Source organism: Longimicrobium sp., from assembly GCF_036399255.1.
In the GTDB taxonomy this organism is placed as follows: domain Bacteria; phylum Gemmatimonadota; class Gemmatimonadetes; order Longimicrobiales; family Longimicrobiaceae; genus Longimicrobium.
This window is the reverse complement of record NZ_DASWNM010000086.1, coordinates 18,442-42,387: the sequence shown is the minus strand read 5'-3', so window position 1 is coordinate 42,387 and position 23,946 is coordinate 18,442. Positions and strand designations below refer to the sequence as shown.

At 69.4% G+C, this 23,946-nt stretch carries 17 protein-coding genes; 10 read left to right on the top strand and 7 right to left on the bottom strand.

All coding sequences use genetic code 11. The features are described from left to right. The first annotated feature begins 498 nt into the window (after positions 1-498). The 4 genes from VGC13_RS14970 (at position 499) to VGC13_RS14955 (ending at position 4,751) form a co-directional block, all read left to right on the top strand. Complete coding sequence (locus tag VGC13_RS14970) at positions 499-897, top strand: response regulator transcription factor (RefSeq protein WP_331126068.1); 399 nt, start codon at positions 499-501, stop codon at positions 895-897. Then, positions 894-2,567: an EAL domain-containing protein gene (locus VGC13_RS14965; RefSeq protein WP_331126067.1), complete on the top strand. Its 1,674-nt coding sequence runs from the start codon at positions 894-896 to the stop codon at positions 2,565-2,567. The genes VGC13_RS14970 and VGC13_RS14965 overlap by 4 nt, the downstream gene beginning before the upstream one ends. A gap of 667 nt (positions 2,568-3,234) precedes the next feature. After that, positions 3,235-4,050 (top strand): amidohydrolase family protein, encoded by an 816-nt coding sequence (locus VGC13_RS14960; RefSeq protein ID WP_331126066.1) that lies wholly within the window; start codon positions 3,235-3,237, stop codon positions 4,048-4,050. Next, the gene (locus tag VGC13_RS14955) at positions 4,047-4,751 is read left to right on the top strand and encodes a hypothetical protein (RefSeq protein ID WP_331126065.1); all 705 of its coding nucleotides are present in this window, start codon (positions 4,047-4,049) and stop codon (positions 4,749-4,751) included. The genes VGC13_RS14960 and VGC13_RS14955 overlap by 4 nt, the downstream gene beginning before the upstream one ends. 299 nt (positions 4,752-5,050) lie before the next feature. Here VGC13_RS14955 and VGC13_RS14950 read toward each other — a convergent pair whose 3' ends face one another. The 3 genes from VGC13_RS14950 to VGC13_RS14940 all read right to left on the bottom strand — a co-directional run bounded on the left by VGC13_RS14950 (position 5,051) and on the right by VGC13_RS14940 (position 7,348). Next, a complete protein-coding gene (locus VGC13_RS14950) occupies positions 5,051-6,109 on the bottom strand; it encodes a VOC family protein (RefSeq protein ID WP_331126064.1) in 1,059 nt (352 codons plus the stop codon). 85 nt (positions 6,110-6,194) lie between these two features. Continuing rightward, positions 6,195-6,746 carry a YceI family protein gene (locus tag VGC13_RS14945; protein ID WP_331126063.1) on the bottom strand — a complete coding sequence of 184 codons (552 nt, stop codon included), beginning with the start codon at positions 6,744-6,746 and terminating at the stop codon, positions 6,195-6,197. A gap of 131 nt (positions 6,747-6,877) precedes the next feature. Continuing rightward, entirely contained in the window at positions 6,878-7,348 is a 471-nt protein-coding gene (locus VGC13_RS14940) for a MarR family winged helix-turn-helix transcriptional regulator (protein ID WP_331126062.1), read from the bottom strand. A 274-nt stretch (positions 7,349-7,622) separates the two neighbouring features. Between VGC13_RS14940 and VGC13_RS14935 the strand changes: the two genes are divergently transcribed. The 3 genes from VGC13_RS14935 (at position 7,623) to VGC13_RS14925 (ending at position 14,783) form a co-directional block, all read left to right on the top strand. Further along, entirely contained in the window at positions 7,623-8,441 is an 819-nt protein-coding gene (locus VGC13_RS14935) for an alpha/beta hydrolase (protein WP_331126061.1), read from the top strand. Positions 8,442-8,884: 443 nt separating this feature from the next. Beyond that, complete coding sequence (locus tag VGC13_RS14930; RefSeq protein ID WP_331126060.1) at positions 8,885-11,959, top strand: S8 family peptidase; 3,075 nt, start codon at positions 8,885-8,887, stop codon at positions 11,957-11,959. A gap of 814 nt (positions 11,960-12,773) precedes the next feature. Further along, positions 12,774-14,783: a M1 family metallopeptidase gene (locus VGC13_RS14925; RefSeq protein ID WP_331126059.1), complete on the top strand. Its 2,010-nt coding sequence runs from the start codon at positions 12,774-12,776 to the stop codon at positions 14,781-14,783. Positions 14,784-15,388: 605 nt separating this feature from the next. Here the strand turns inward: VGC13_RS14925 and VGC13_RS14920 are convergent. After that, entirely contained in the window at positions 15,389-15,994 is a 606-nt protein-coding gene (locus VGC13_RS14920) for a C40 family peptidase (RefSeq protein WP_331126058.1), read from the bottom strand. Between the two features lie 329 nt (positions 15,995-16,323). Between VGC13_RS14920 and VGC13_RS14915 the strand changes: the two genes are divergently transcribed. Beyond that, positions 16,324-17,256: a serine hydrolase gene (locus VGC13_RS14915; RefSeq protein ID WP_331126057.1), complete on the top strand. Its 933-nt coding sequence runs from the start codon at positions 16,324-16,326 to the stop codon at positions 17,254-17,256. 69 nt (positions 17,257-17,325) lie between these two features. Here VGC13_RS14915 and VGC13_RS14910 read toward each other — a convergent pair whose 3' ends face one another. Next, positions 17,326-17,712, bottom strand: coding sequence for a hypothetical protein (locus tag VGC13_RS14910; RefSeq protein ID WP_331126056.1), 387 nt, complete (start codon positions 17,710-17,712; stop codon positions 17,326-17,328). A 288-nt stretch (positions 17,713-18,000) separates the two neighbouring features. Here VGC13_RS14910 and VGC13_RS14905 point away from each other — a divergent pair, with 288 nt between their 5' ends. Further along, complete coding sequence (locus tag VGC13_RS14905; protein ID WP_331126055.1) at positions 18,001-18,408, top strand: hypothetical protein; 408 nt, start codon at positions 18,001-18,003, stop codon at positions 18,406-18,408. 138 nt (positions 18,409-18,546) lie between these two features. Here the strand turns inward: VGC13_RS14905 and VGC13_RS14900 are convergent, their stop codons facing one another. Both VGC13_RS14900 and gyrA read right to left on the bottom strand, forming a co-directional pair. Then, entirely contained in the window at positions 18,547-19,845 is a 1,299-nt protein-coding gene (locus VGC13_RS14900) for a Fic family protein (protein WP_331126054.1), read from the bottom strand. Beyond that, positions 19,846-23,091, bottom strand: coding sequence for a DNA gyrase subunit A (gyrA, locus tag VGC13_RS14895; RefSeq protein WP_331126053.1), 3,246 nt, complete (start codon positions 23,089-23,091; stop codon positions 19,846-19,848). It abuts the gene before it with no gap. A 203-nt stretch (positions 23,092-23,294) separates the two neighbouring features. Between gyrA and VGC13_RS14890 the strand changes: the two genes are divergently transcribed. Then, positions 23,295-23,924, top strand: coding sequence for a shikimate kinase (locus VGC13_RS14890; RefSeq protein ID WP_331126052.1), 630 nt, complete (start codon positions 23,295-23,297; stop codon positions 23,922-23,924). The last annotated feature ends 22 nt before the right edge of the window (positions 23,925-23,946 follow it).

Sequence of the window (23,946 nt, the reverse complement as noted above, 5' to 3'; positions counted from 1 at the left end):
GGGACCTTCGGCGGGAACCCGGGGGACCTTCGGCGGGAACCCGGGGGACCTTCGGCGGGAACCCGGGGGACCTTCGGCGGGAACCCGGGGGACCTTCGGCGGGAACCCGGGGACCTTCGGCCGGGAACCCGGGGACCTTCGGCGGGAACCCGGGGGACCTGCGGACGGGAACCCGGGGGGACCTTCGGACGGGAATCCGGGGACCTTTGGGACGGGTTTGGGACCGCGCACCGGGGCGCAGGGCTGGGGCGCAGGACCGGGGCGCCGGTGCCCCGGCAACCCACGATCCGCGACCCGGCACCCCGCGGACCCACGATCCGGGATCCACGCCGAACCCCGTCCGGGGACGCGGATTCACCCGCGCCGCGGAACGCAAATGTCGGAAACACGCGGCGTAAGCGTCCGTCCTCCAATCATTTGCCCGCAAACGGCCTGTTTTTTGCCTGCCACGCACCCTCCGGTGGGGCGGACGGGGGCACCAACGCAAGGGGAATGGCCGTGGACGGCTCGGACGGCAAGACCACCATCCTGGTGGTGGACGACAACAGCGACAACGTAGAGATCCTGCGCGCCTTTCTGGAGTCGCGCGGCTTTACGGTGGCCGAGGCGCGCGACGGGCGCGCCGCGCTGGCACGCATGGAAGAGGTGCGGCCGGACCTGGTGCTGCTGGACGTGATGATGCCCGGGATGGACGGCTGGGAAGTGTGCCGCGTCATCAAGCAGCACCCCCAGCTGGGCCACACCAAGGTGGTGATGGTGACGGCCAAGGGCGGCTTCGAGGACAAGATGGAAGGGCTGCGCTCCCGCGCCGACGACTACGTCGTCAAGCCGGTAGACTTCAAGGACCTCATGGAAAAGGTCAACCGCAACCTGGCAGCCCGGGGAAGCCAGGCGTGAGGATCGTTGGATACGCCGCCGACGAGGGGTTCCGCGCGCGGCTCGAGGGGGCCGCGGCCACGTCCGGCTCGGAGCTCACCCTGGTGCAGCCGGCGGAGGGCGGCTCCGCGGCCAACGACGACCAGTTCTTCGCGCTCCTGCGCACCCATCCCGACGCGGCGCTGCTGGAGATGCGTCCCGGGCTGCTGGAGCGCACCCGCGAAGAGGCGGTCGCGCGCGGCATCGCCGTGGTGGTGGCCTGCCGCAGCGACGACGAGGCGCGCCGGGCCATTCGCGAGGGCGCCGAGGAGTGGCTGCTGGTCGACGCCACCGAGACCGAGATCGCGTCGCGCATCGAGGGCGCCTGCGAGCGCCTGCGCCGCACCGCGAAGCCCAGCGCCGCCCGCGCCGCCGCCGACCACCTGCGCTACGAAGAGCTGCTGTATGACCGCTTCACCGGCTTTCCCACCCTGCCGGTGATGATCGAGCGCGGCCGCGAGATGCTGGACACGCGCGGCCGGCTTACGCTTCTGTACATCGAGTTCGTCCGGTATTCCAAGCTCGAAGAGATCTACGGCTGGGAAAAGCTGGACGAGGTGCTGCAGACCACGGCGTCGGCGGTGCGCGACTTCTACGCGCGCTACGACGGCGACAGCGCCATGATGGTCTCGCACACCGGCGACGACGACTTCATCTTCTTCGCCGACATCGCGCAGGAAGAGGCCGAGAAGCGCATCAACGAGATGACGGTGTCGCTGGAGACCGACGTGCGCGCCCGGCTGGAGACGGAGCACGGCGAGGACATCGCGGGATTGTTCGAGATCTACGTGGGCTCGGTCACGCTGTTCCGCAATCCCAAGATCCGCACCGAGCGCATCATCTACCGCGGCATCCGCGAGGCGGCGCAGGCGGCCCGCAGCGTGGAAAGCCGCGAGCGGGCGCGCAAGGTGGCGGACCTCAAGGACACGCTGCGCGAGGGCGCCGTCTACATCGTCTACCACCCCATCGTGGTGACGGAGACGCGCGAGGTGTTTGGCTACGAGGCGCTGGCCCGCGGCGTTCACCGCGCCCTCCGCTCACCCGAAGTGATGTTCGGGGTGGCCGAGGAGGCCAACCTGATCTGGGAGCTGTCGCGGCTGTGCCGGCGCAAGGCCATCGAGGGGATGGAGGAGCAGCTGAAGCCGGAGCACCTGCTGTTCATCAACATCGACCCGCACGACTTTCGCGACCCCACCTTTCGCTACCTTGACCTGGACGACCTGGGCGTGGACGAGCCCGGGCGCATCGTGCTCGAGATCACCGAGCGCACGGCCATCACCGACTATCCCACCTTCCAGGGGTACCTCAAGGAGTTCCGCGACCGCGGCTTCCGCTTCGCGGTGGACGACGCGGGAAGCGGGTACGCGGGGCTGGGGAGCATCGCCAACCTGGAGCCCGACTTCATCAAGCTCGACATCTCGCTCATCAGCGGGATCGACGCCAACTTCATGAAGCAGAACCTGGTGGAGACGATGGTGCAGTTCGCCAACGACCACAACATCAAGGTGATCGCGGAAGGCGTGGAGCGCGAGGAGGAGTGGGAGACGGTGAAGCGGCTGGGGGTGCACTTTACCCAGGGCTTCCTGTTCCACAACGTGGCCGCCCAGGCCGCGCAGACCAACGCGGCGCTCAAGGCCATGGCGGCGGAGTAGGGGGGCGCCGCGACGAATCCATCGCGAGCTGCCGGCGCCCCCTCCGGCTCGCTTAGGCTCGCCACCTCCCCCAAAACTGCTGGGGGAGGTTTTTCGTTCGGCTGATTTCCAGGATCGGCGGAGGGGATCACGCTGCGTCGGCGGGGTGCCCCTCCCCCGGCCCCTCCCCGTTCGTTCCTCACGGAGAGGGGAGAATTCGATGGCGCTGCGACGGGCTTCGGCGCGAGCGGCCGGCGGCCCCCCTCTCCTGGCCTCTCCCCCCTGAACTGCATGGGGGAGAGGAGAATTCGATCCCGCTTCGACAGCCGGTGGGTCGCGTCACCCTCCCCCGCCTGTTTGCGGGGGAGGGCCGGGGAGGGGGGCGGCACATCATCCCGCGCCAGCCCTGCCGAAGCGCCCCACCGCCAGCCCCACCCCAACCTCCCCCAGCAGTTTTGGGGGAGGTGGGCGAGTAATGCGAGCCCGGAGGGGGCGCCCGCCGTTCGCGCCCAGCCCTGCCGAAGCGCCACGCGGGCCGTGCTGGACTTCGGCGTCGCTCCCCACCGCCAGCCCCACCCCAACCTCCCCCAGCAGTTTTGGGGGAGGTGGGCGAGTGGTGCGAGCCCGGAGGGGGCGCCGCTGGTACGCCTCCTGCCTCCCCCACGGCCACACCCAAACCGCCGCGCCGGTGATCATCGACTGCCACACGCACCTGAACCGCTACACCCCCGACCTGCCGCCCACCCTGGCCCAGCGCCACGCGGCGCTGCGGGCGCAGATGGACGCGCACGGCATCGACCACGCCATGGTCCTTACCTCGTACACGGTAAACGACGACCGGCCGTCCATCGAGGACACGCTGGCGCAGGTGGCGGACGACCCGCGCCTGCACGTGGTGGCGGGGATCGACGTCACGCGGCTGGACGGGGCGCTGGTGGACGAGCTCCGCACGCTGCTGCAGGCGGGACGCATCCGCGGGCTCAAGCTGTATCCCGGCTACCAGCCGTTCGAGCTCAACAACCCGATGATGCACCCGGTCTACCGGCTGGCGGGGGAGTTCGGCGTGCCGGTGATGATCCACACCGGCGACACGTACGCCAACATGGCCCGCATCCGCTACTCGCACCCGCTGGCGGTGGACGACCTTGCGGTGGACTTTCGCGACACCACCTTCGTCATCTGCCACCTGGGCAACCCGTGGATGCCCGACGCCATGCAGGTCATCTACAAGAACGAGAACGTGCTGGGCGACATCTGCGGCCTTACCCTGGGCGAGTTCCAGCCGCGCTACGAGCGGCTGGCGCTGCGGATGGTGAACGACGTCATCGCCTTCATCAACGACCCCACCCGGCTGATGTTCGGAACCGACTGGCCCATCAGCGACGTGGCGAGCTACCTGAAGTTCGTGGAAAAGCTGGAGATGACGGACGAGGAGCGCGAAGGGCTGCTGTGGCGCAACGCCGCGCGGGTGTTCGGGTTGCCGGCGGGGGAGGGCGGGGCGTGATGGAGGAGGCGGAGCTGCGGGTGGTGATGGTGGAGGACGAGCGCACGCCGCTGGCCACCGAGGCGCTGGAGCTGATCTCCACGGCCATCGGCGACGTGCAGCCGGTGAACGACCTGCTTTCGGAGGTGGAGGAGCGGCGGACGGGAATGCCCAGCGGCGGCGACTACCACCTGCTGGCGATGGTGGACGCGGACGGACGCGCGGCGGCCGCGGCGGCGGGGATCTACCTGGAGGGGGTGAACGCGGGGTTCGTCACCTACCTGGCGGTGCGGCCGGACCTGCGCGGCAAGCTGCTGGGGCGCGGCCTGCGCGGGCACCTGCTGGAAAGCATCCGCGCCGAGGCGCAGCGCAAGAACGGCGCGGACCCGGCGTGGCTGGTGGGCGAGGTGCACAGCGGCTCGCCCTGGCTGCAGACGCTGGTGGGCGCCGGCAAGGTGATCCCGTTCGACCTGCCCTACTTTCACCCGTGGATGTCGCGCCGCAGCGAGGGGCGCTACGTGCTGTACCGCGAGCCCATCGCCGACGCGCGCGCGGAGCTGCCGGCCCACGAGGTGGTGCGGCTGGTGTACGCCATCTGGCGCCGCGCCTACCGCATCCGCTTTCCCCTGCAGAGCGAGACGTTCTGCTACATGCTCGAGCGGCTGAGGGCGACCGGCACCATCGGCGTGCACCCGGACTTCAGGGCGCTCGCCGTGGAGTAGCGGCTTCTGCATCTCCCCGAAAACCAGAAGACGGGTCTCATGCCGAATCCGGGAAAACAACACCTTGATGGGTACAGAGGAACAGAGTCAGACAGAGGAGCCAAGCTGATATTTCAACTCGCTTTCTCTGTCTGACTCTGTTCCTCTGTACGATCATTCTTTTCAGGATTCGGTATCACGCAGAGGAAATGAAGGACGCAGAGTCGTCTTCTCCGCTTCCTCCGCTTCTCTGCGTGATCATCGTCTTTGGGCGGAGCCGGGATCAGACGGCGGATTCACCCACTCACCCGCTCACCCGCTCACCCCAGCGCGCCGCCGATCTCCGTCCGCCGCGGCTCCAGCCAGGCGGGAAGCTGCAGCACCGTACCCAGCCGCGACGGGTCCTCGTCCACCGAAAAGCCGGGGCCGTCGGTGGCGATCTCCAGCAGCAGGCCGTCCGGCGCCTTGAAGTACAGGCTGCGGAAGTAGGTGCGGTCCATCACCTGGCTCACGGCGACGTCCAGCGACCGCAGGTGGTCCAGCCACGCGCGCTGCTCGTCCGCGTCCTTCGCGCGGAAGGCCACGTGGTGCGTCTGCCCCACGCCGCCGCGCGACGGGTTCCACTCCGGCGGCCAGCCGAACAGCGTGAACGAGCTGTGCGGCGCGACCGTCTGCCCGTCGTACCCGGCCCAGAAGTAGTGCAGCGTGGTGCCGTCGTCGCGGTTGGTGGTCTGCTTTACCAGCCGCAGCCCCAGCGCCGCCTCGTAGAACTCGCCCGCGCGCACCAGGTCGTCGGTGATGCCGCTGACGTGGTGGATGCCGTCCAGCGCCATGTCGGGGGTGATGACGGGCACCGGCTCCGGGTGGTTCAGCGCGGCGATGGCGGCCTCGTCGCGGTGGCCGCGCACGATGCGCTGCGGCGGCAGCACCAGCTGGCGTCCCAGCGCGTCCGCGGGCTCGTCGATGGCGTAGCCGGGCCCCGCCGTGGCGATCTCCATGATCTGCCCGTCGGGGTCGCGAAAGTACAGGCTGGTGAAGTAGCCGCGGTCGTACGGGCCGCTGGTGTGGACGCCGTGGTCCGTCAGCCGCCGCTTCCACTTGAGCAGCGCCTCCTCCGTCTCCACCCCCAGCGCCGTGTGATGGATGCCGCCGATCCCCGGCCGGCCCCGCGGCGCGCGCGGCCACTCGAAGAAGGTCAGCAGCGTCCCCGGCCGCCCCTCGGCGTCGCCAAAGTACAGGTGGTACGCGCCCGGATCATCGTAATCCACCGTCTGCTTCACGAGCCCGAGGCCCAGGATATCGCGGTAGAACGCCAGCGTCCGCCGCGCATCCGCCGAGACCATGGTGACGTGGTGAAGGCCCTGCGTCGTGAGCTGCATCCCGCCCTCCCTTTCTTCATCCGATTTGAAAACGCCCCTCCCCGCTCGTGCGGAGAGGGGCGCCCTGCCGTCCGATCCGAGAAGGTCAGGCCGCCTTCACGGCCTGCACTTCGAGCGTGATCTTGATGTCGTTGCCCACCACCACGCCGCCGGTCTCCAGCGCCTGGTTCCAGGTGAGCCCGAACTCGCGCCGGTCGATCTTGGTCGTGGCGCTGAACGCGGCGCGCTGGCCGCCCCACGGGTCGCCCCCGCGGCCCTCGTCGCTGGTGTGCAGCACCACCTCACGGGTCACGTCGCGGATGGTCAGGTTGCCGTACACGTCGAAGTGGTCGCCGTCACGCTCGATGCGCGTGCTGGTGAACTTGATGGACGGGAACGTCTCGACGTCGAAGAAGTCGGCGGAGCGCAGGTGCGCGTCGCGCTGCTCCTGGCGCGTGTCGATGCTGGTGACGTCGATCTCGGCCTCTACCGTCGACGCGGCCGGGTTGGCCTCGTCCAGCACGATGGTGCCCGTCACGGCGCCAAAGCGGCCGCGCACGGTGCTGATCATCAGGTGCTTGAGCGAGAACTCGACCGACGTGTGCGCCGGGTCGATGGTCCAGGTGGTGGTGCCGGTGGTGGTCTCGGTGATGCTCATGGTCCGTTCTCCGTTCATCGGTTTTCGGCTGGCCCGTCCCTCGTGTTGCGGCCGGCATGGGCCGGAATCGCCGCCGCAGTTGCTACACCTCAGAGATTCACAGTTCTAAGATAAATATCCACAAGAAAGCTTCACCCGCCGCCCTTCGCGTCCGTCTCGGCCGCGTGCCTGCCCAGCGTGCGCAGCAGGCGGATGGCGGCATCCTTTTCCTGCTCGTCCAGCCCCGCCAGCGCGTTGCGCATGGCCTGGGCGTGGGCGGGAAAGATCTCGCCGATCAGCGCATCGCCCGCCGGCGTGAGGGCGGCGTAGTAGGCGCGCCGGTCGCGGTCGCAGCGCCGCCGCTCCACCAGCCCCCTGGCCGCCAGCCGGTCCACCAGGTAGGTGACGCCGCCGCTGGTGACCAGGATCTTCTTCTGCACCTCGCCCAGAAGCAGCGGGCCCTTGTGGTGCAGCGCCTCGAGCACGCCGAACTCCGCGGGGGTGAGCCCGTGGCGGGCGATGTCGGCCTGGGAGTGCGCGGCCACGGCGGCGTGCGCCCGCGACAGCACCACCCACAGCTTCAGCGCCCGTTCCGTCTGCTCCGCATCGTGCACATCGCTCATCGTCTCCCCCGCTCGTCATTTACTACAGCACTAAGATAACTGTCTCCGCCAACCCCGTCAACCCTCCGCATCCATCCGATCGAAGGACGACGGCGGGTTGGGGTACAGAGGAACAGAGCAGACAGGGGAAAAAGCGGGAAGGCCGTCCCTCGTCTTTCTCTGTTCCTCTGTTCCTCTGTACCCCAACAGTTCCTTGATCTGCCGTCGCGCAAAGGCTGGATGGGCGCTAGAATGCCGCCGCAACCATAACCGGATCCGCACGACAGGAACGACGATGACGACGCAGCCCATCCTTCACCACACCCGCGTAATCGCAAAGGACGCCGAGCCAAAGCTGTGGCTGCTGATGCTGCACGGCATCTACGGCAGCGGCCGCAACTGGGGCACCATTGCGCGGCGGCTGGTAGAAGCGCGGCCGGAGTGGGGCGTGCTGCTGGTGGACCTGCGCAACCACGGCCAGTCGCACGGCTTTGGCGGCCCGCACACGCTGATGGCCAGCGCCGCGGACGTGGACCGGCTGGTGGCGCACCTGGACTTTCACGCCGCGGCCGTCATGGGCCACTCGTTCGGCGGCAAGGTGGCGCTGGTCTACGCGCGGCACCACGGCCAGGGGCTGCGGCAGGTGTGGGTGATGGACTCCACCCTGGCGGTGCGCGAGCCGGAGGGGAGCGCGTGGCGGATCATCGAGTCCATGCGCGCCCTGCCGCCCGAGTTCCCGTCGCGCGCGGAGGCGGTGGCCGCCATCCAGGGCGCGGGATACGAGGCGGGACTGGCGCAGTGGCTGGCCATCAACCTGGAGCCGGTGGAGGGGCGCTACCGCTGGCGCATCGACTGGGACGTGATGGAAGAGATGCTGCGCGACTACTTTCGCACCGACCTGTGGGAAACGCTGGTGAGCCCGCCCGGGGAGGCGGAGATCCACATCGTCAAGGCGACGGAAAGCAACGCGCTGGACGAGGAGGCCGAGCGGCGGGTGCAGATGGCGGGGACGGCCAACGGGCGCGTGTTCCTGCACCGGCTGGAGGGTGGCCACTGGATCAACACCGACAACCCCGAGGGCGTGCTGGAGCTGCTGCGCTCGCACCTGCCGTAGAGCCCCTTCCTTCCACCCTCCTTCCGCGCAGGGCGATCGGAGGAGGGTGGCCTCATCCATCCGTGCTCCGGCTGATCAAATCGCAGAGCGACTGCTTGTAACGGCGATTCTTTTGCGCCTTGCTGGGTTTACCATGCGCGCCTGGATGCCCCTTCCATGCGGAAGTGTTTGTATGTAGGTTTGCGGGTCTCGTTCGTCGTGCCCAGAACTTTCCGGCCCCCCCCCCCGACGGCCCCGGCTTCATCCACGACCTGCTTTCGCCGCGCGCTCCCTCTCCCTGCCGGCCCGCGCCGCGTCCTGCCTGGAGGCCCCCGATGGTGGGCGGCCCTCCTTCGCCTTTCCCTGGCGACCCCGGAGCGGGCCTTCCGTCCCGGCCCCTCCACCGCAATCTTTCAACAAGACGCAAGGCCGCAATGCCCCATCTTCAACCTTCCAGAAGCCGCATGCTCGCATCCATCGCCCTTGGTCTGGCGTGCATGGGCTGCGTGGACAGGTCCCCCACGCTTGCCACTCCCCCGCCCGGCATTCCCATGCTGGTGGGTACGGTGGAATGCACCGTGGACAAGCGCAGCGCCAGCGTGGTGTGCACCGAGCCCGCGCGCGCCGGGAACGGCGGGGCGTCGCTCGCGCTGCTGGGGGGCAGCGCCATCAAGATGCGCTCGGCCAACTTCGTCAGCGACACCATGGCCGAGATCTGGGCCATGGACGCCACCGCGCAGAACCTGCTGACGTACGCCATCGGCACCCCGGACGGGCAGGGCACCACCGGGCTGAAGGTGTTCTTCGAGACGGGTCCCACGGCCACCGCGTACGCCGCGCCGGGAGACACCGGCACCGTGACGGTGCGCAATCCCGACGGGTACCAGAACTTCACGGGGCCCAACCAGCCGTACCACCTGTACGACACCATCCTTCCGCCGCAGGGAATCACCGATCCCAAGCGCTGGGAGTACAACGTTCCCCGCGCCGTGCAGCGCTTCAGCTTCACGGTACGCATCTTTACGACGACGCCCCGCGAGCGCCGCGTGCCCATGCAGGCGCCGGAGGGCCGCCCCAGCTGGTTCTACGCACCCGCGAACAGCAGGCCGTGCACCGGCATGCTCACCGGGCCCTGCCTGACCAACGTGGTCACCATCCAGTTCACCCCTTCGGCCTCGCAGGAGGAGCGCCAATCCGCGATCGACCACATCGGCGGAACCGTGGTGGGGGGAACCACGGGAGCCTACCACGTGCAGATTGCGCAGGACACCACCCTGGCGCGCCTGCGGACGGCCATCACGAACCTTCGCAAGCTGCCGCAGACCGAGTATGCGGGCCCTTTCTCGACCGCGGCGGGCACGGTGGACTACCTGCACGCACACGACGGCGCCGGCTGGACCGACTGGCAGATGAACCCCGACTCGGCCGACGGGAGCAACTGGGCGCTGGAGCAGATCGCCGCGCCGCAGGCGTGGGGCTGCTCGGTCGGTGACACCACCACCCGCGTGGGAGTGGTGGACGACGGGTTCTTCGCGGTCCAGGACCTCAGCCGCCAGACGCGGACGGCGACGCGCGGCTATCCCAGCGCGGGATCCACCCTGAACGACCACGGCACGCGGGTGGCGACGGTCGCCGCGGGGTTCGGCAACGACTCGGCGCTCGTGTCGGGGGTGATGTGGCGCGCCAACCTGGTCCTGCGCGACGCCGCCGTGGACTCGCTGGGCGTGCGGCACATGGCGGTCGGGTTTCCGATCAACGAGCTGTGGCCGCAGATCCGGGCGGCCGGGCGAAACGGCGCACGGGTCATCAACCTGTCGCTGGGCTTTCGCTGGCCCAGCAACCCGGCGACGGAAACGGATTCGCTGGTCAGGCTGGGCAACGAGGCCCTGGTGGCCAGCTGGTACCGTGGCTTCAAGCTCAGCATGGACTCGCTCGCCGCCGAGGGGTTCCGGCCGCTGATCGTCTTTTCGGCGGGCAACCAGGGCGACATCGGCCTGGACGCGCGCTGGAACGTTGCCCGCGTGGCGGTCGACAGCGTGGACCACACCGGCCGGCCCTACAACATCATGATCGTGGGCGCGAGCACGCGCGCCCAGACGCTGGCCCCGTTCACCAACCGGGGCACCCTGGTGAACATCGCGGCGCCGGGGGCAAGCGTGGCGGTGGTGCACGGCAACTCGGTGGTGGACAGCGTGTCCCTGGGCCGGACTGCGCCGCACTCCCCGCTGACGGGGACGGGCACGTCGTTCGCCGCGCCCCACGTTTCCGGGGTGGCGGGGCTGCTGTTTGCGTTCGATCCCCGCCTGACGGCCGACACGGTGAAGCAGCTGCTGCTGGAAGGCGCACGCCGCGGCGGGCGCACCGCGGGGGGCATTCCGATCCTGAACGCGCACGAAAGCCTGGTGATGGCGGCGCGCAGGGCCGGCGCGCCGCTGTGCGGAAACCGGCTGTGGATGACCCTGGGAACGCTGTACGCGCAGCGCGACACCGCCTCGCCGGCGGGCGAGCCCCTGTTCACGCTGCCCACCACGCCCAACAGCACGCTGTACTCGTTCAACGCGCTGCACGGCGGCAAGCTGGTGAACGCGTGGGGAGGCACCGGCGACGTGATGCGGCAGTGGACGCCCACGGGGTGGGCGGACGCGGCGCTGCCCCCCGAGTCGTACCCGCCGGGAAGCAATGCGTCGCTGTTCTCGCGCTTTCGCTGGTCGCACGACGGGGACACCACGCTGACCATTCTTTCGGTGCGCACGTCGCCGACGGTGACGTTTACGCTGCGGCTGGACGACAACGTGGCGGGAACGCGGCGAACGCTGGGCAACCTTCCCGTCGCCGTGTACAACCAGGGGACCAGCGTGTGCCTGCGGGAGCTGTTCAAGGTGCCCGATGCCACGCACGAGTACCTGACGACGACGGACAACGACTCGCTGCGCCAGGCGTACACGGAGTTCCGGCAGCGGATCGCGGCGCATCCGTGCCAGAGCACCGGCGACGGCGACAGCTTCAGGTACGCCACGGCGCGGGGCGTGTACTCGCCGCGTGGAGACCGCGCCTACGTGTTCGTGACGGAGCGCGCGGGGACCACCACGCCGGGTGCGTGGACCAACTGCATCACGCACGAACGGCTGTGGTACGGGAACAACTACTACAACGCCGAGGTCGAAGGCCGGTGCCGGGGCTCGCAGACGGTGAACGAATCGGCGGGAACCCGGATCTACCGCGTAAGCATTCCCTCCGGCGCCATCACGCTCGTCGGCTGGGGCGAGACGCAGGCGGAGCTGCTGAACCCGGCGCTGCGCGAGAACGGCCTGGAGTGGGTGGTGGATCGCCAGCTGGCGACCAGCCGCTCGCAGACCTCGTGGGCGCCCGGCGCGGACTTCCCCACGCTGACCGACCAGCCCCAGGTGCGCACCTGCACGGCGCAGTACCGCACCGTGGCCGACGGAACCGTGCTGCTGGCGCCGCCCGGGGCGGCGTGCCAGCGTGACGGCGGCGAAGGCGGGTTCAGCGCCGTGCGGAGCCAGACGGCCCGCAGGTAGCGGCGGCGCGCCCGGCGCGGAGCCAGCGAAGGACGCGGAGAGTGCCGGAAGGCCTCCGCGTCCTTTTCTTTTCTCCCTGCGTCCGCTGCGTGACGCGAAAGCTGGAGACGAACAACGATTCATACCGAATCCCGCAGTTCATTGTGCACCCGAACTTCTACTGCCGTCTCACGGAAGGCACGGAGAGCACGGAGGAGAAACCTGTCCTCTTGTCTTCCCCGTGTCCTCGGTGTGACGCCGAATCCGGGAAAACAACAACTGCATGCGTACAGAGGAACAGAGTCAGACAGAGGACGAAGATGATATTTCAACTCGCTTCTCTGTCTGACTCTGTTCCTCTGTACGATCATTCTTTTTCAGGATCTAGTGGCCTGTGGTGAATGAAGTTCGTAAAAAGATTCGTTCTCACACAGAGGCCCCAGAGGCCACAGCGGCACGAGAAAGCTCGGTCTGCTGGCTTTGCGTGAGGCTTGTTCTTTCGTGGGGCGTGCTGGAACTGCTGCGCTCGCACTTGCCGTAGGGCGTAGGGGTCAGGGTGGGGGATCGGTGTCAGGATAATAGGGGACAGGTTACAGGGGACAGCCAGCCCGCGACGTGGCAGGCACTCGACTGTACCGCGGAGTCCTCCAGCCCGCGAAGGCGGACTTCGTGTGGTCGTTGCAGCGAATTCATGCGCCGTGCAGGTCACAAACACGGCGTGCGCGGCGTTGCACTGCGGCGTCCGGGCAGAAACGCCCGTGTGCGCGTGGCAAGAGTTTTGACAGACCCTTCGCGCGGCTTTGCAGTCCCGTACATCAGACCGGGAGAATCACCGTTGTCCATCCATTCGATCAAGCGCGCGGCCCTGCTGGCCGCGCTGGTCCTGGGCGCGTGCGCCCCCAACGGCGAGCCGATCATCGCGCCGCTGCCGCAGGGGGCCGCGCTCGACACCGCCGGGCGGCCGTACCTGCGCCCCGTGGTGGCCGAAGAGGGGTACGCGGCCGCCCTCGCCGGCGGCACCCGCAGCCCGACGGGCGCCCCGGGCTCCCGCTACTGGCAGCAGCGTGTGCGCTACTCCATCCAGGCCACCCTGGACCCCGAGTCGCGCCGTGTCACCGGCACCGAGCGCATCGTCTACCACAACCGCTCGCCCAACGAGCTGCGGCAGGTGGTGTTCAACCTTTATCAGAACCTGTTCACCGAAGAGTTCACCGGGCGCAACAGCCCGCTGAACACGGGCGGGCTGACGCTTACGCGCTTCGTCTACAACGGCGCCGCGGTGGGGCCGCTGACGCAGCAGCAGTTCGAGGCCAACCAGCGCGAGAACCGCCCGTCCGTGGGCTACCGCACCACGGGCACCCTGTCGCGCGTGCTGCTGCCCACCCCCATCGCCGTGGGGGACAGCGCGGTGTTCGAGGTGGACTGGAACTTCCGCGTTCCGCCCGGCACGCAGGCGCCGCGCACCGGTTTCGAGGACGCGCTGGGCGGGCGGGTGTTCCAGGTGGCCCAGTGGTATCCGCAGATCGCCGTGTACGACGACGTCACGGGGCTGGATGCCACCCCGTACAGCGGCCAGGGCGAGTTCTACCTGGAGTACGGCGACTTCGACGTGGCCCTCACCCTTCCCGCCGGGTGGACGGTGGGCGCCACCGGCAGCCTGGTGAACGCGGACGAGATCCTGCGCCCCGAAGTGCGCCAGCGGCTGGCGTCGGCGGCGGGGAGCGACGAGACGGTCGCCGTGCTCCCCAGCGGCGAGCTGGGGACGGGGGCGACGACGGGCGGCACCAGCGGCAGCGTGACCTGGCGCTTCGCCGCGCGGGACGTGCGCGACTTTGCCTTCGCCACCAGCAACCGCTACGTGTGGGACGCGCGCCGCGCGCAGATCCCCGCGGCCAGCGGCGCCGGCACGCAGACGGTGATGGTGCACTCGCTGTACCGCCCCGGCGCGCCCAACTGGACCGAGTCGGCCATGTTCGGCGAGCACGCGACGGAGTTCCACAGCCGCTCGGTGGTTCCGTACGCGTACCCGCAAATCACCGTCAGCGAGGGGCCCATCTACGGGATGGAGTACCCCATGCTGGTCTTCATCGGCCGGCCCGCGCCGCGGCTGGAGCTGTACCAGGTGATCTCGCACGAGATCGCGCACGAGTGGTTTCCCATGATGGTGGGGCAGGACGAGGCGGCGTTCGCGTGGATGGACGAGGGCTTTACCACCTACAACGAAAGCCGGTCGGTGGAGGACCTGTTTCCCGACTTCGATCCGTGGGACGAGCCGCGCGCGGGGTACCTGAGCATCGCGGGGAACAAGGGCGAGGTGCCGCTGACGCGCAACATCGACCTGGTGTTCGGCGACCCGTCCACCGTGTCGGCCTACTACAAGCCGGGAACGCTGCTGCGCTCGCTGCAGCGCATCGTGGGCGACAGCGTGATGTCGCGGATCCTGCGGACGTACGCGAACGAGTGGATGTTCAAGCACCCGTACCCGCTGGACTTCTTCAACACGGCCGAGCGGGTGTCGGGGCGCGACCTGGACTGGTTCTTCTATCCGTTCTGGTACCGCACCGTCACGATGGACCAGTCCATCGGCGGCGTGGCGCCCACGGCGGGCGGCGTGCAGGTGACGGTGCGCGACGTGGGCCAGGTGCCGGCGCCCACGGACATCGTGGTCACCACCACGGCCGGCCAGCGCGTGACGCACACCATCCCCATCGAGCGGTGGCTGAGCCCGTCCACGCGCTCGGTCACGGTGACGGTGCCCGTGACCGGCCCCGTGGCCCGCGTGGAGCTGGACCCGGAAGAGTGGTTCCCCGACGCCAACCGGCGGAACAACGTCTGGACGCCTTGAGGAGAGTGCGTGAGTGCGGAAGTGCGGAAGTGCGTGAGTGCGGAAGCACGAACGTCCGGCTGAGGGGATGATGAACGGGGCGGCCTTCCACGGTGGGGGGCCGCCCCGTTCGTCGTGTAGAGCCCGTAAGAGATGGGCCTGACAGGGAATAGGTAATAGGTAATAGGGAATAGCCTGCAACTGCAGGGCCGGATGCCGCTAGTGCTGACCCAAGGTTCCGTGAGCAAGGGCGCAGCAGGTACGGAGTCAACGGAGTTTTCTCGTGCCGTTTCCTCCTCGCTTGCGATCCGAACGCTGATCCGTAGTGAGCGGAGGCATGGCGCGGTGGTCGACGAGGCACGAGCCGGCGTGGGATTTCGGGAACGGGAGAGGGGTGGAATGCGGCAGGGGGCCATGAGAATTTTTTGGGGAGGGATGCAGATCGCCCGATGATGTCCGCGGCGCGCGGGAACAAGGGGTGCGCACCACCTGATGCGCGATCTTGAGAACCATCCGCTCGCTCCACGATTGGAGGTGAGCGGGAGGCTCCCCGGCAGAAAACACGAAAGCCGGCCCCGCGGATGGGAGCCGGCTTCGTGTAAGCCGATCGGGCGAGGGCCCGCGGATCAGCTGCGCGTGCGGGCGGTGCGGGGCGCGGCGGGGGTGCCCTGCCGGGGCGCGGGCGCGCGCTGGGCCACGGTCGCCGCGGTGCTGTCGATGTCCGCGCCGATCACGCGGCGCACGCCCATCCACGCGCGCACCAGGTTGGACTGCGGCCGGTCCAGGTTGCTTTCGGTGATCTGGCCGCGGCCGCTGCTGGCGTGCACGTACCGCCCGTCGCCCACGTAGACGCCGATATGCGTAACCCGCCCGCCGCGGCCAAAGGTAAGCAGGTCGCCGGGACGGAGCAGCGAGCGGTCGCGGGGGACTTCCTGGCCCACACGGGCCTGCTGGGCGGCGGTGCGGGGAAGGTTCACGCCAAAGGCGCGGGCCAGGTACTGCGTGAACCCGCTGCAGTCGAAGCCGCGGGTGGGGCTGGTGCCGCCGAACACGTAGCGGCGGCCGATCTGCTGGCGGGCAAAGGCGACGACGGAGTCGCGGCGGGCCTCGATGCCGAAGCGCGGTGCGTCGATGCGGCGGACGGGCGTGCCCTCCTGCGCGGCGGCGGCGGCCGGGATCAGGAAAACGGAAAACAATAGCGCACGCAGCGCGGGGCCGTGGGTCCGGGACATTCGTTCTCGGGGTTTCGGGTCCGCGTTCCCGGCGCCGGGAACCAGCTTGCCGGGTGGCGTCCCTCCCCCATGCAAGGGGAAAACAGGACGACCGCGGCGGCGCCGGACGGATGCAGCAGCACTGCTGTTGGATGGGGCGGCAACCTAGGCCCGCGTCCGGACCCCGTCAACACCTTCGGTCTGGACGAATCCGTATCCCGTTGCGCCGCATCCGCTTGGGATTCCATCTTCGGGCGCCGCGCGGGTGCGGATTGGACAGCGTACCCGCCGCGCCGCATCTTCATCCCCGCATCCACCGCACGCACGCTCCTTTCGCCCCCGTCCGGCCCATGATCCACCGAATCGCGCTCTCCCTGCTGCTCGCCGCGGCCACCCTTCTTCCCGCGCCCACGCTCGCGCAGGCGCGCCCCGCGGCGGCGGACACGGCGGGGCTGCGCCGGTCCATCGAGCAGATGACGCGCGGCTACGAGGGCGTGGTGGGCGTCAGCGTGCGCAGCCTGGCGACGGGGGAGGGGCTGTCGATTCGCGGGGACGAGACGTTCCCCACGGCGTCGCTCATCAAGGTGGCGGTGCTGGTGGCGCTGCTGGACGAGGTGCGAAAGGGGACGATCCGGCTGGACGACCCGCTGACGATGATCGCGCGGGACCGGGTGGGCGGCAGCGGCGTGCTGCAGCACCTGCACTCGGGGCTGGAGCTGACGGTGGAGGACGCGGCGCGGCTGATGATCGTCATCAGCGACAACACCGCCACCAACCTGCTGCTGGACAAGGTGCCCATGCGCACCGTGTGGGCCAAGATGGACTCGCTGGGGCTGCCCCACACGCGCATCCATTCCAAGACCTTCCTGCGCTCCACCTCGGTGGCGATGGACAGCTCGGTGAAGTACGGGCTGGGCGTCACCACGCCCGACGAGACGGTGCGGCTGTTCGCGCTGCTGCACGAGGGGCGCGCCGTGTCGCCGGCGCTGGACTCGCTGGCGATCTCGATCCTGCGCGGCAACGAGGACTGGAACAAGCTGGTGCGGTGGCTCCCCGACGGCGCCACGGCCGCGCACAAGAGCGGCGACGTGGACCAGTCGCGCAACGACTGCGGCATCCTGTACGGCCCCGACGCGCCCGTCGCCGTCTGCGTAATGACGCGCGAGAACCGCGACACCTCGTACGCCACCGACAACCCCGCCAACCGCCTGATCGCGCGCATCGGCGCCGAGGTCTACCGCGTCTTCAACCCCTCCGCCCCGCCCCCGCCCGTCCCGCGCTGACCCGAGGAACGTTTCCGTCCGCCGGGTCTGGCGCTGCCGCGCATCCCCCAGGCAGGTGCCGGTGCCGCCCTATGCCTCGGGCTCGGGCGGTCGCAGGTCATGGAGCCAGGGCGGCGCGCCCGCACCGAACGCCGCGTGCAGCGCGGCGATCCTCTCCAGCAGCTCGGCCCGCGCACTCGCACGTTCAGCCTCGGGGATCCCCGCCAGCAGGATGTCGAGCGCCGCCGAATATCCTTCGTCGGCCACCCGGCTCTCCTCGATCTCCTTTTCGCGCAGGTACCACAACGCGAGCAGGCGCCTTACCCGTGGGTGGGGCGTGGTGTCGGCGGAGATGAAGTTGTGGAGAGTCGTTCGCCCGAGTCCCACTTCCGCCGCGACCTGGCGCACCGAGCTCAGCTCGGCCCGGTCCCGGGCGAACTCTCGTAACGTGTGTACGGGAATCGACCTGTGATCCATCACCCCCCGCCCCCTTTCCGGCGACGCAGCCCGGGGCCCGATTGCCCCGGGCGCACCCTGTTGCCCGAACGACCCACATGCCCCTATTGTGGATGTCGTCTACTTTGTCTATACTTCGGTTGTTCTACGGAATTTTACAATCAGGACACGATGTAGACAAGTGTGACAAAGCAGATAAAGTTGACAAAACGGGACAGCGTTCACTAGGATTACAGGCGTCTGGTACTTGGCCCGTCGAAGGTGCATGCCCGCGGGTCTGCGGAGAGCTTAGAAAGGGACACAGGAGAGATGACGCTTCCCGTCAACCCCAACGATACCGAAGCCACTCCTGACCCGGGCGGCAACTCCGCGGCGGGGATCGTGAAGGCGGCGGTAAGCCCGCTGGCCGCGATCCTGACCGCATGGGGCAAGATGCCCCGCGTGCGAACGTTGCTGGAATACCTCGCGCGGAAGATCGTGGGCTGGACCATCGTCTGTAGCGTCGGACTTTACGCCGGAGGCAGGCTGGGAACTGTCGCGGTGTACGGCGCGGTGGGAGGCTTGCTACTGGAAACAGGCGTGGCGGCGTGGAACGAGCGTCGACGCCTTCAGGCAGAGTCCGGGAAAGACGCGGGACCGAAGAGATCCGTCCGGCGAGGCGGCGGGAAGGTGCTCATGGGTACGCCCGACGTGGGATCTGGCGAACCGGACGCGTAAAGAATGCGGAATCGGCCCGGTAGCCTGCCGGACCGATTCGCTGCCTCCCCTGATCTGTGTTCGTTGTAGTTGGGGCTTCGTCAGAAGCGATTTGCGAGACGGCACCGGCGCGACCGCGGCCTTGTCGCTCTTCGCGGGTCAGGCCTTGTCCGGCGCCGCTTCCGACAACCTGCCGATGTATTGCCGATAAACTTCCGACAACCCGTACCGGCGCCCCCGGTTCGAGGGATCCAGCACCACCAGGAAGCCGTCGGCGACCCACTGCGCGAGGTGGTTCCGGACCGCGCGGTCGGAGACGGGGAGAATCTTCAGCACGTCGCCGGCCGTGATGGAATCCGCCTTCGTGAACAGCGCGAGCACCCGTCGCGCGCGTGCATCCAGTTCGCGAACCGGATCCGGCTCGGCGGGAACCCGCCGCCCCAAGGCGCGGATCGCTTCTTCTCCGGCAATCGAGAACACCCGCGCAACCGCGCCCGTGAAGTACTCTACCCAGGGGGTGAGGTCCACGTGCTCGCGCCCCTCGTAATCGTTGTGATGCTCGTGGGTGCTCAGCTGGTCGTAGTACGTTTCGATGTCGCGCGCGTGGTACTCTTCCAGCGAGTAGAAGCCGCGGAGCCCCAGTCCCCCGCGATGGAGAATGAGGGTCGCGAGCAGGCGCGCGGTTCGCCCGTTGCCGTCCATGAAGGGATGGATGGTGACGAGCTGGTAATGCGCCAGGCCCGCGACGACCGCCGAGGGAGCCTGGGCCTTCTCCGACTCTCGTATCCACTCGACCAGCTCGGCCATCAGCCCGGGTACGTCCCTGGCTTCCGGGGGCAGGTAGACGATCCTGCCGGAAGCGGAATCCTTTACGACGTTCTGCTGGGTCCGGTACTCGGATGGCCTTCGCCTGGGACCCTTCTCGACGATCGCGTGGAGCTTCCGGATCATCTCCTCCGTGAGCGGTGCCCCGGTCCGGGCCCACTCTTCCACCTGGATCATCGCGTGCCAGTAGTGGTCTACCTCCCGGACGTCCCGCTGGCGCCCGGCGAACTGAACGCGACGGCCACGCACGACCTGCTCCGCCTCGGCCAGGGTGAGGCGGTTGCCCTCGATCCGGGTGGAGAAGTGGGTGGAGCGCAGCCGGGCGCGGAACCGGATCTCCTCCTCGATAACGGGCGACCACGCGTGCTGCTCGACCGCGGCACGCGCTGCCGCGATCTCCGTAAGCGCCTGGACGATGCGGTCGTTGTAGTTCCAGCGCGGGCGCCACGCAGATCCGCTCATCATGCCTGCCGTGAGAGACTGGAGTCGTCGGTCATCCGTAGAATGATACTTCCGATAACCTGCCGATGAAATGCCGATAAACTTCCGATAACTGGCTGGGGCGCGGACGTCGACGGAGAAAAACAGAATCGGCCCGGCGATGCGCCGGGCCGATTCTGCTTCGTTCTGCAATCAGCCGAACAGGTCCAGCTCGTCGGCTGCCTTCTTCCTGCCGCGCTTTCCCGTGTCCGCGGGGGGCGGAGGCTCCGGCTCGGGCGGGGGCGGCGCGGCGGCTTTCGAGGCTCTGCCGCGCTTCGGGGCCGGTGCCGGTTCGGGAAGAGGCGCGGGGGCCGGCGCAGGTGCTTCCGCGGCGGGGGCCTTCCGCTGGCGCTTGGCCGCGGGCGCGGGCTCGGCGGCGGGGGCCGGCTCCGGCGGCGGCGCGGCGGGTGCGGCGGGCTTGCGGCCACGCTTTGGCGCGGCTGCGGGGGCGGGCGGCGGCGCGGGTGCAGGCGGAGGCGCAGGCGCTGCCGCCACGGGCTCGCGCGCGGGCTTGCGATTGCGCTTGGGAGCGGTGATCGGCTCTTCGATGATGGCGTCGTCGTCGTCCTCGCCGGATTGGGCGGTGTCGGCGAACAGGCCGGGGTCCTCGGCGGCGGCGATCTCCGCGGCGGGCGGTGCGGCGCCGTCCGCATCACCCGCGGCGTCATCCGCAGGGGAGAGTGCCGCGCCGCCACCGCCGCCGCCGTTTCCATCGTCATCGCCGCCGGATCCGCCGCTGCGGCCGGCCGATCCACCGCCTCCATCGTCATCGCCACCCGCCGATCCGCCATCACCATTGGCCGATCCGCCGTTGTCATCATCGCGGACGTCGCCATCCGCAGATCCACCGTCACCATCAGCGGATCCGCCCGCGCCATCAGCCGATCCCGCGTCCGCATCCACCGAGGCGTCGCCGCCGTCCAGGGCCGGGTCCGCAAGCAGTTCGTCGGCGGTGGTGACGGGGGTGGCGGCATCGCGCTCGGCGAGGGCGGTGACGGCGTCGATGCGCTCCGTCTTCGCCAGCTCCAGCACGGGCTCGGGACGGGACTCGCGGGGGAGCACGGGGATGTCGGCGCGGCGGATGCGCATCATCCCCCCCGCCGTGATCGCGGCCAGGTCCATGGCGCCCATCTGCATCAGCGCCACCAGGTCGCCGAACTCCTTGCCGCCCGGCGCCAGCACGGTGCCCTTGCCGTCGCGCTTCTGCAGCGGCAGGTCGTCCATCAAAAAGCGCTTGGCCTGCCCGCGCGCGGTCACCGCCACCAGCGCCGCGTCGGGCTTGCCGGCGGCCAGGCCGGTAAGCCGCTCCTTTGCGTCCAGCTTCATCCCGCGCACACCCTGGGTGGCGCGGCCCATCAGCGGAATGTCGCCCTCGCCAAAGCGGATGGCGCGCCCGCCGGACGCCGCCAGCACCACCTCCGACTCGCCGTCGGTGATGGCCACGAAGGCCAGCCGGTCGCCCGCGCGCAGCGAGATGGCCTCCACGCCGCCGGCGCGCGGCCGGGTGAACTGGTCCAGCGAGGTGCGCTTGACGGTGCCGCCGGCCGTGGCGAACAGCACCGCGCGCGACTCCCTGAACTCGTCCACCAGGTGCACGGACGCGATCTCGGCGTTCCTGGGCAGCTCCATCAGCTGGTGCAGGCGCTTGCCGCGGGTGCCCAGCCCCGGGTCGGGCAGGTCGCGCACCGACACGCCGTACGCGCGGCCGTCGGCGGTAAACGCCATCAGCCAGTCCTCGGTGCTGGCCACCAGCACGCGCTCCAGGTAGTCCGCCTCGTACTCCGCGCCGATCAGCGTGCCGCCGCGCCCCACGGTGCGCTGGTACACCTGCATGGGCACCTGCTTTACGAAGCCCTCGCGCGTGACCGTGACCACCACCTGCTCGGCGGCCAGCAGGTCCTCGATCCGCACCGCTTTTTCGTTCTCGAAGATGGTGGTGCGCCGCGGGTCGCCGTACTTCTCGGCCAGCTCCGCCAGCTCGCGGCGGATGACGGCCACCTGCTGCTCCGGCGAGGCCAGCAGCGCCTCCAGCTCCGCCATCCGCGCCGCCAGCTCCGCCAGCCGGTCGCGCAGCTCCCTGGCCTCCAGTTGCGTCAGCCGCGAGAGGCGCATGTTCAGGATGGCCTCGGACTGGCGCTCGGTAAGCTTGAGCTCCTTCTCCAGCTTGCGCGCCGCCGTCTCGCGGTTGCGGGAGCCGCGGATGATGGCGATCACCTGGTCGATCTTCCGCAGGGCGGCGATCAGCCCCTCCAGCACGTGCGCCTCGTCGCGCGCCCGGTCCAGCTCCCAGCGGCTGCGGCGGACGACGACCTGGAGCCGGTGGTCGCGGTAGCGCTCCAGGATCGTCTTCAATCCCAGCTCGCGCGGCACGCCGTTGTCCAGCGCCAGGGCGATCACGCCGAAGGTGGTCTGCAGCGCGGTCCACTTGAAGAGCCCGGTGAGCACCTTGGCCGCGTCGGCGCCGCGCTTGAGCTCGATGACCACGCGGATGCCGTCGCGGTCGCTCTCGTCGCGCAGGTCGGCGACGTCGGTCAGCTTGCCGGCGCGGGTGAGCTCGGCGATCTGCTCGATGATGCGCGACTTGTTGGTGCCGTACGGGATCTCGGTAACGACCAGCTGCTCCTTGCCGCTGCGCCGCGACTCCTTGTAGACGCGCGCCCGCATCACCACCCGGCCGCGCCCCCTGGCGTACGCGTCGCGGATGCCCTGCGTGCCCACGATGATGCCGCCCGTGGGAAAGTCGGGCCCCGGGACGTGCTCCATCAGCTGCTCGACGGTGCACTCGGGGTTGTCGAGCAGCAGGATGGCGGCGCGGACCACCTCGGCCAGGTTGTGGGGCGGCACGTTGGTGCTCATCCCCACCGCGATGCCGCTGGAGCCGTTGACGAGAAGGTTGGGGACGCGGGCGGGGAGCACGCGCGGCTCCGTGAGCCGGTCGTCGTAGTTGGGGGCGAAGTCGACGGTGTCCTTGTCGATGTCGGCCAGCAGCTCGGTGGCGATGGCCGCCAGCCGCGCCTCGGTGTAGCGGTACGCCGCCGCCGCGTCGCCGTCGATGGAGCCGAAGTTTCCCTGCCCGTCCACCAGCGGGTAGCGCAGGGAGAACTCCTGCACCATGCGCACGAGGGCGTCGTACACCGACTGGTCACCGTGCGGGTGGTACTTGCCCAGCACGTCGCCCACCACCGTCGCGCTCTTCTTGTACGGACGCGTGGGGACCAGCCCGGCCTCCTGCATGGCGTACAGGATGCGGCGGTGCACCGGCTTCAGCCCGTCGCGCACGTCCGGCAGGGCGCGCTGCACGATGACGCTCATCGAATAGTCGATGAACGACTCGCGCATCTCGGTTTCGATGAGCCGCGGGACGATGCGGTCGCGCTGCGTGGAGGTGAGGATGGCCATCAACCGCAGGGAATAGGGAACAGGGAATAGGGAATAGCGGGCGCGGCGTGGGCAGGCTCCCGCGGATACACCGCATTCCCGGTCCGGTTCGGAAAATCTTCGGAATCTTGCATGCAGCGGGTTCGGCCCGCAACCTGCCCTGCGGCGGGGCCGTCCGTCAACCGTCCCCCATCCCCTCGATCCCGACGAACGCGGAGAACGCCGTGCCGGATACGCTGCCGCCCGCGCTGGTCATCGAGCGCGTGGTGCTGCTGGGCTACATGACGTCGGGAAAGAGCACCGTGGGGCAGGCGCTGGCCCGGCGGCTGGGCTGGGAGTTCCTGGACTTCGACGTGGAGATAGAACACCGCGAGGGGCGCACCGTCAAGGAGGTGATCGCCGCCGCGGGCGAAGAGGGGTTCCGGGGGATGGAGGCCGCGCTGACGGCCGAGGTGGCGGCGCGGCCGGGGCTGGTGCTGGCGCCCGGGGGCGGATGGATCACGCGGCCGGAGCTGCTGGACGTGCTGGGCTCGCGCACGCTTTCCGTCTGGCTGCGCGTGTCGGTGGACGAGACGGTGCGGCGGCTGCGGTCCGACACCATCGACCGCCCCTTTCGCGACCACCCCGACCCGCGCGGGATGATCGCGCAGATGCTGGCCGAGCGCGAGCCGCTGTACCGCCTGGCCGACGTCTCGGTGCCGGCGGAGGGCCGCTCGGCGGAGGACATCGCCTTCGAGATCGAGACCATCATCCGCACCCGCCGCGAGGTGCTGCTGCCGTTTACGCCCGGGGATGAGCCGCCGCCGCCGGAGCCGCCGCGGGAGCGTCGCCGGAGTGAAGGGGTGAAGGGGTGAACGGGTGAACGGGTGAACGGGT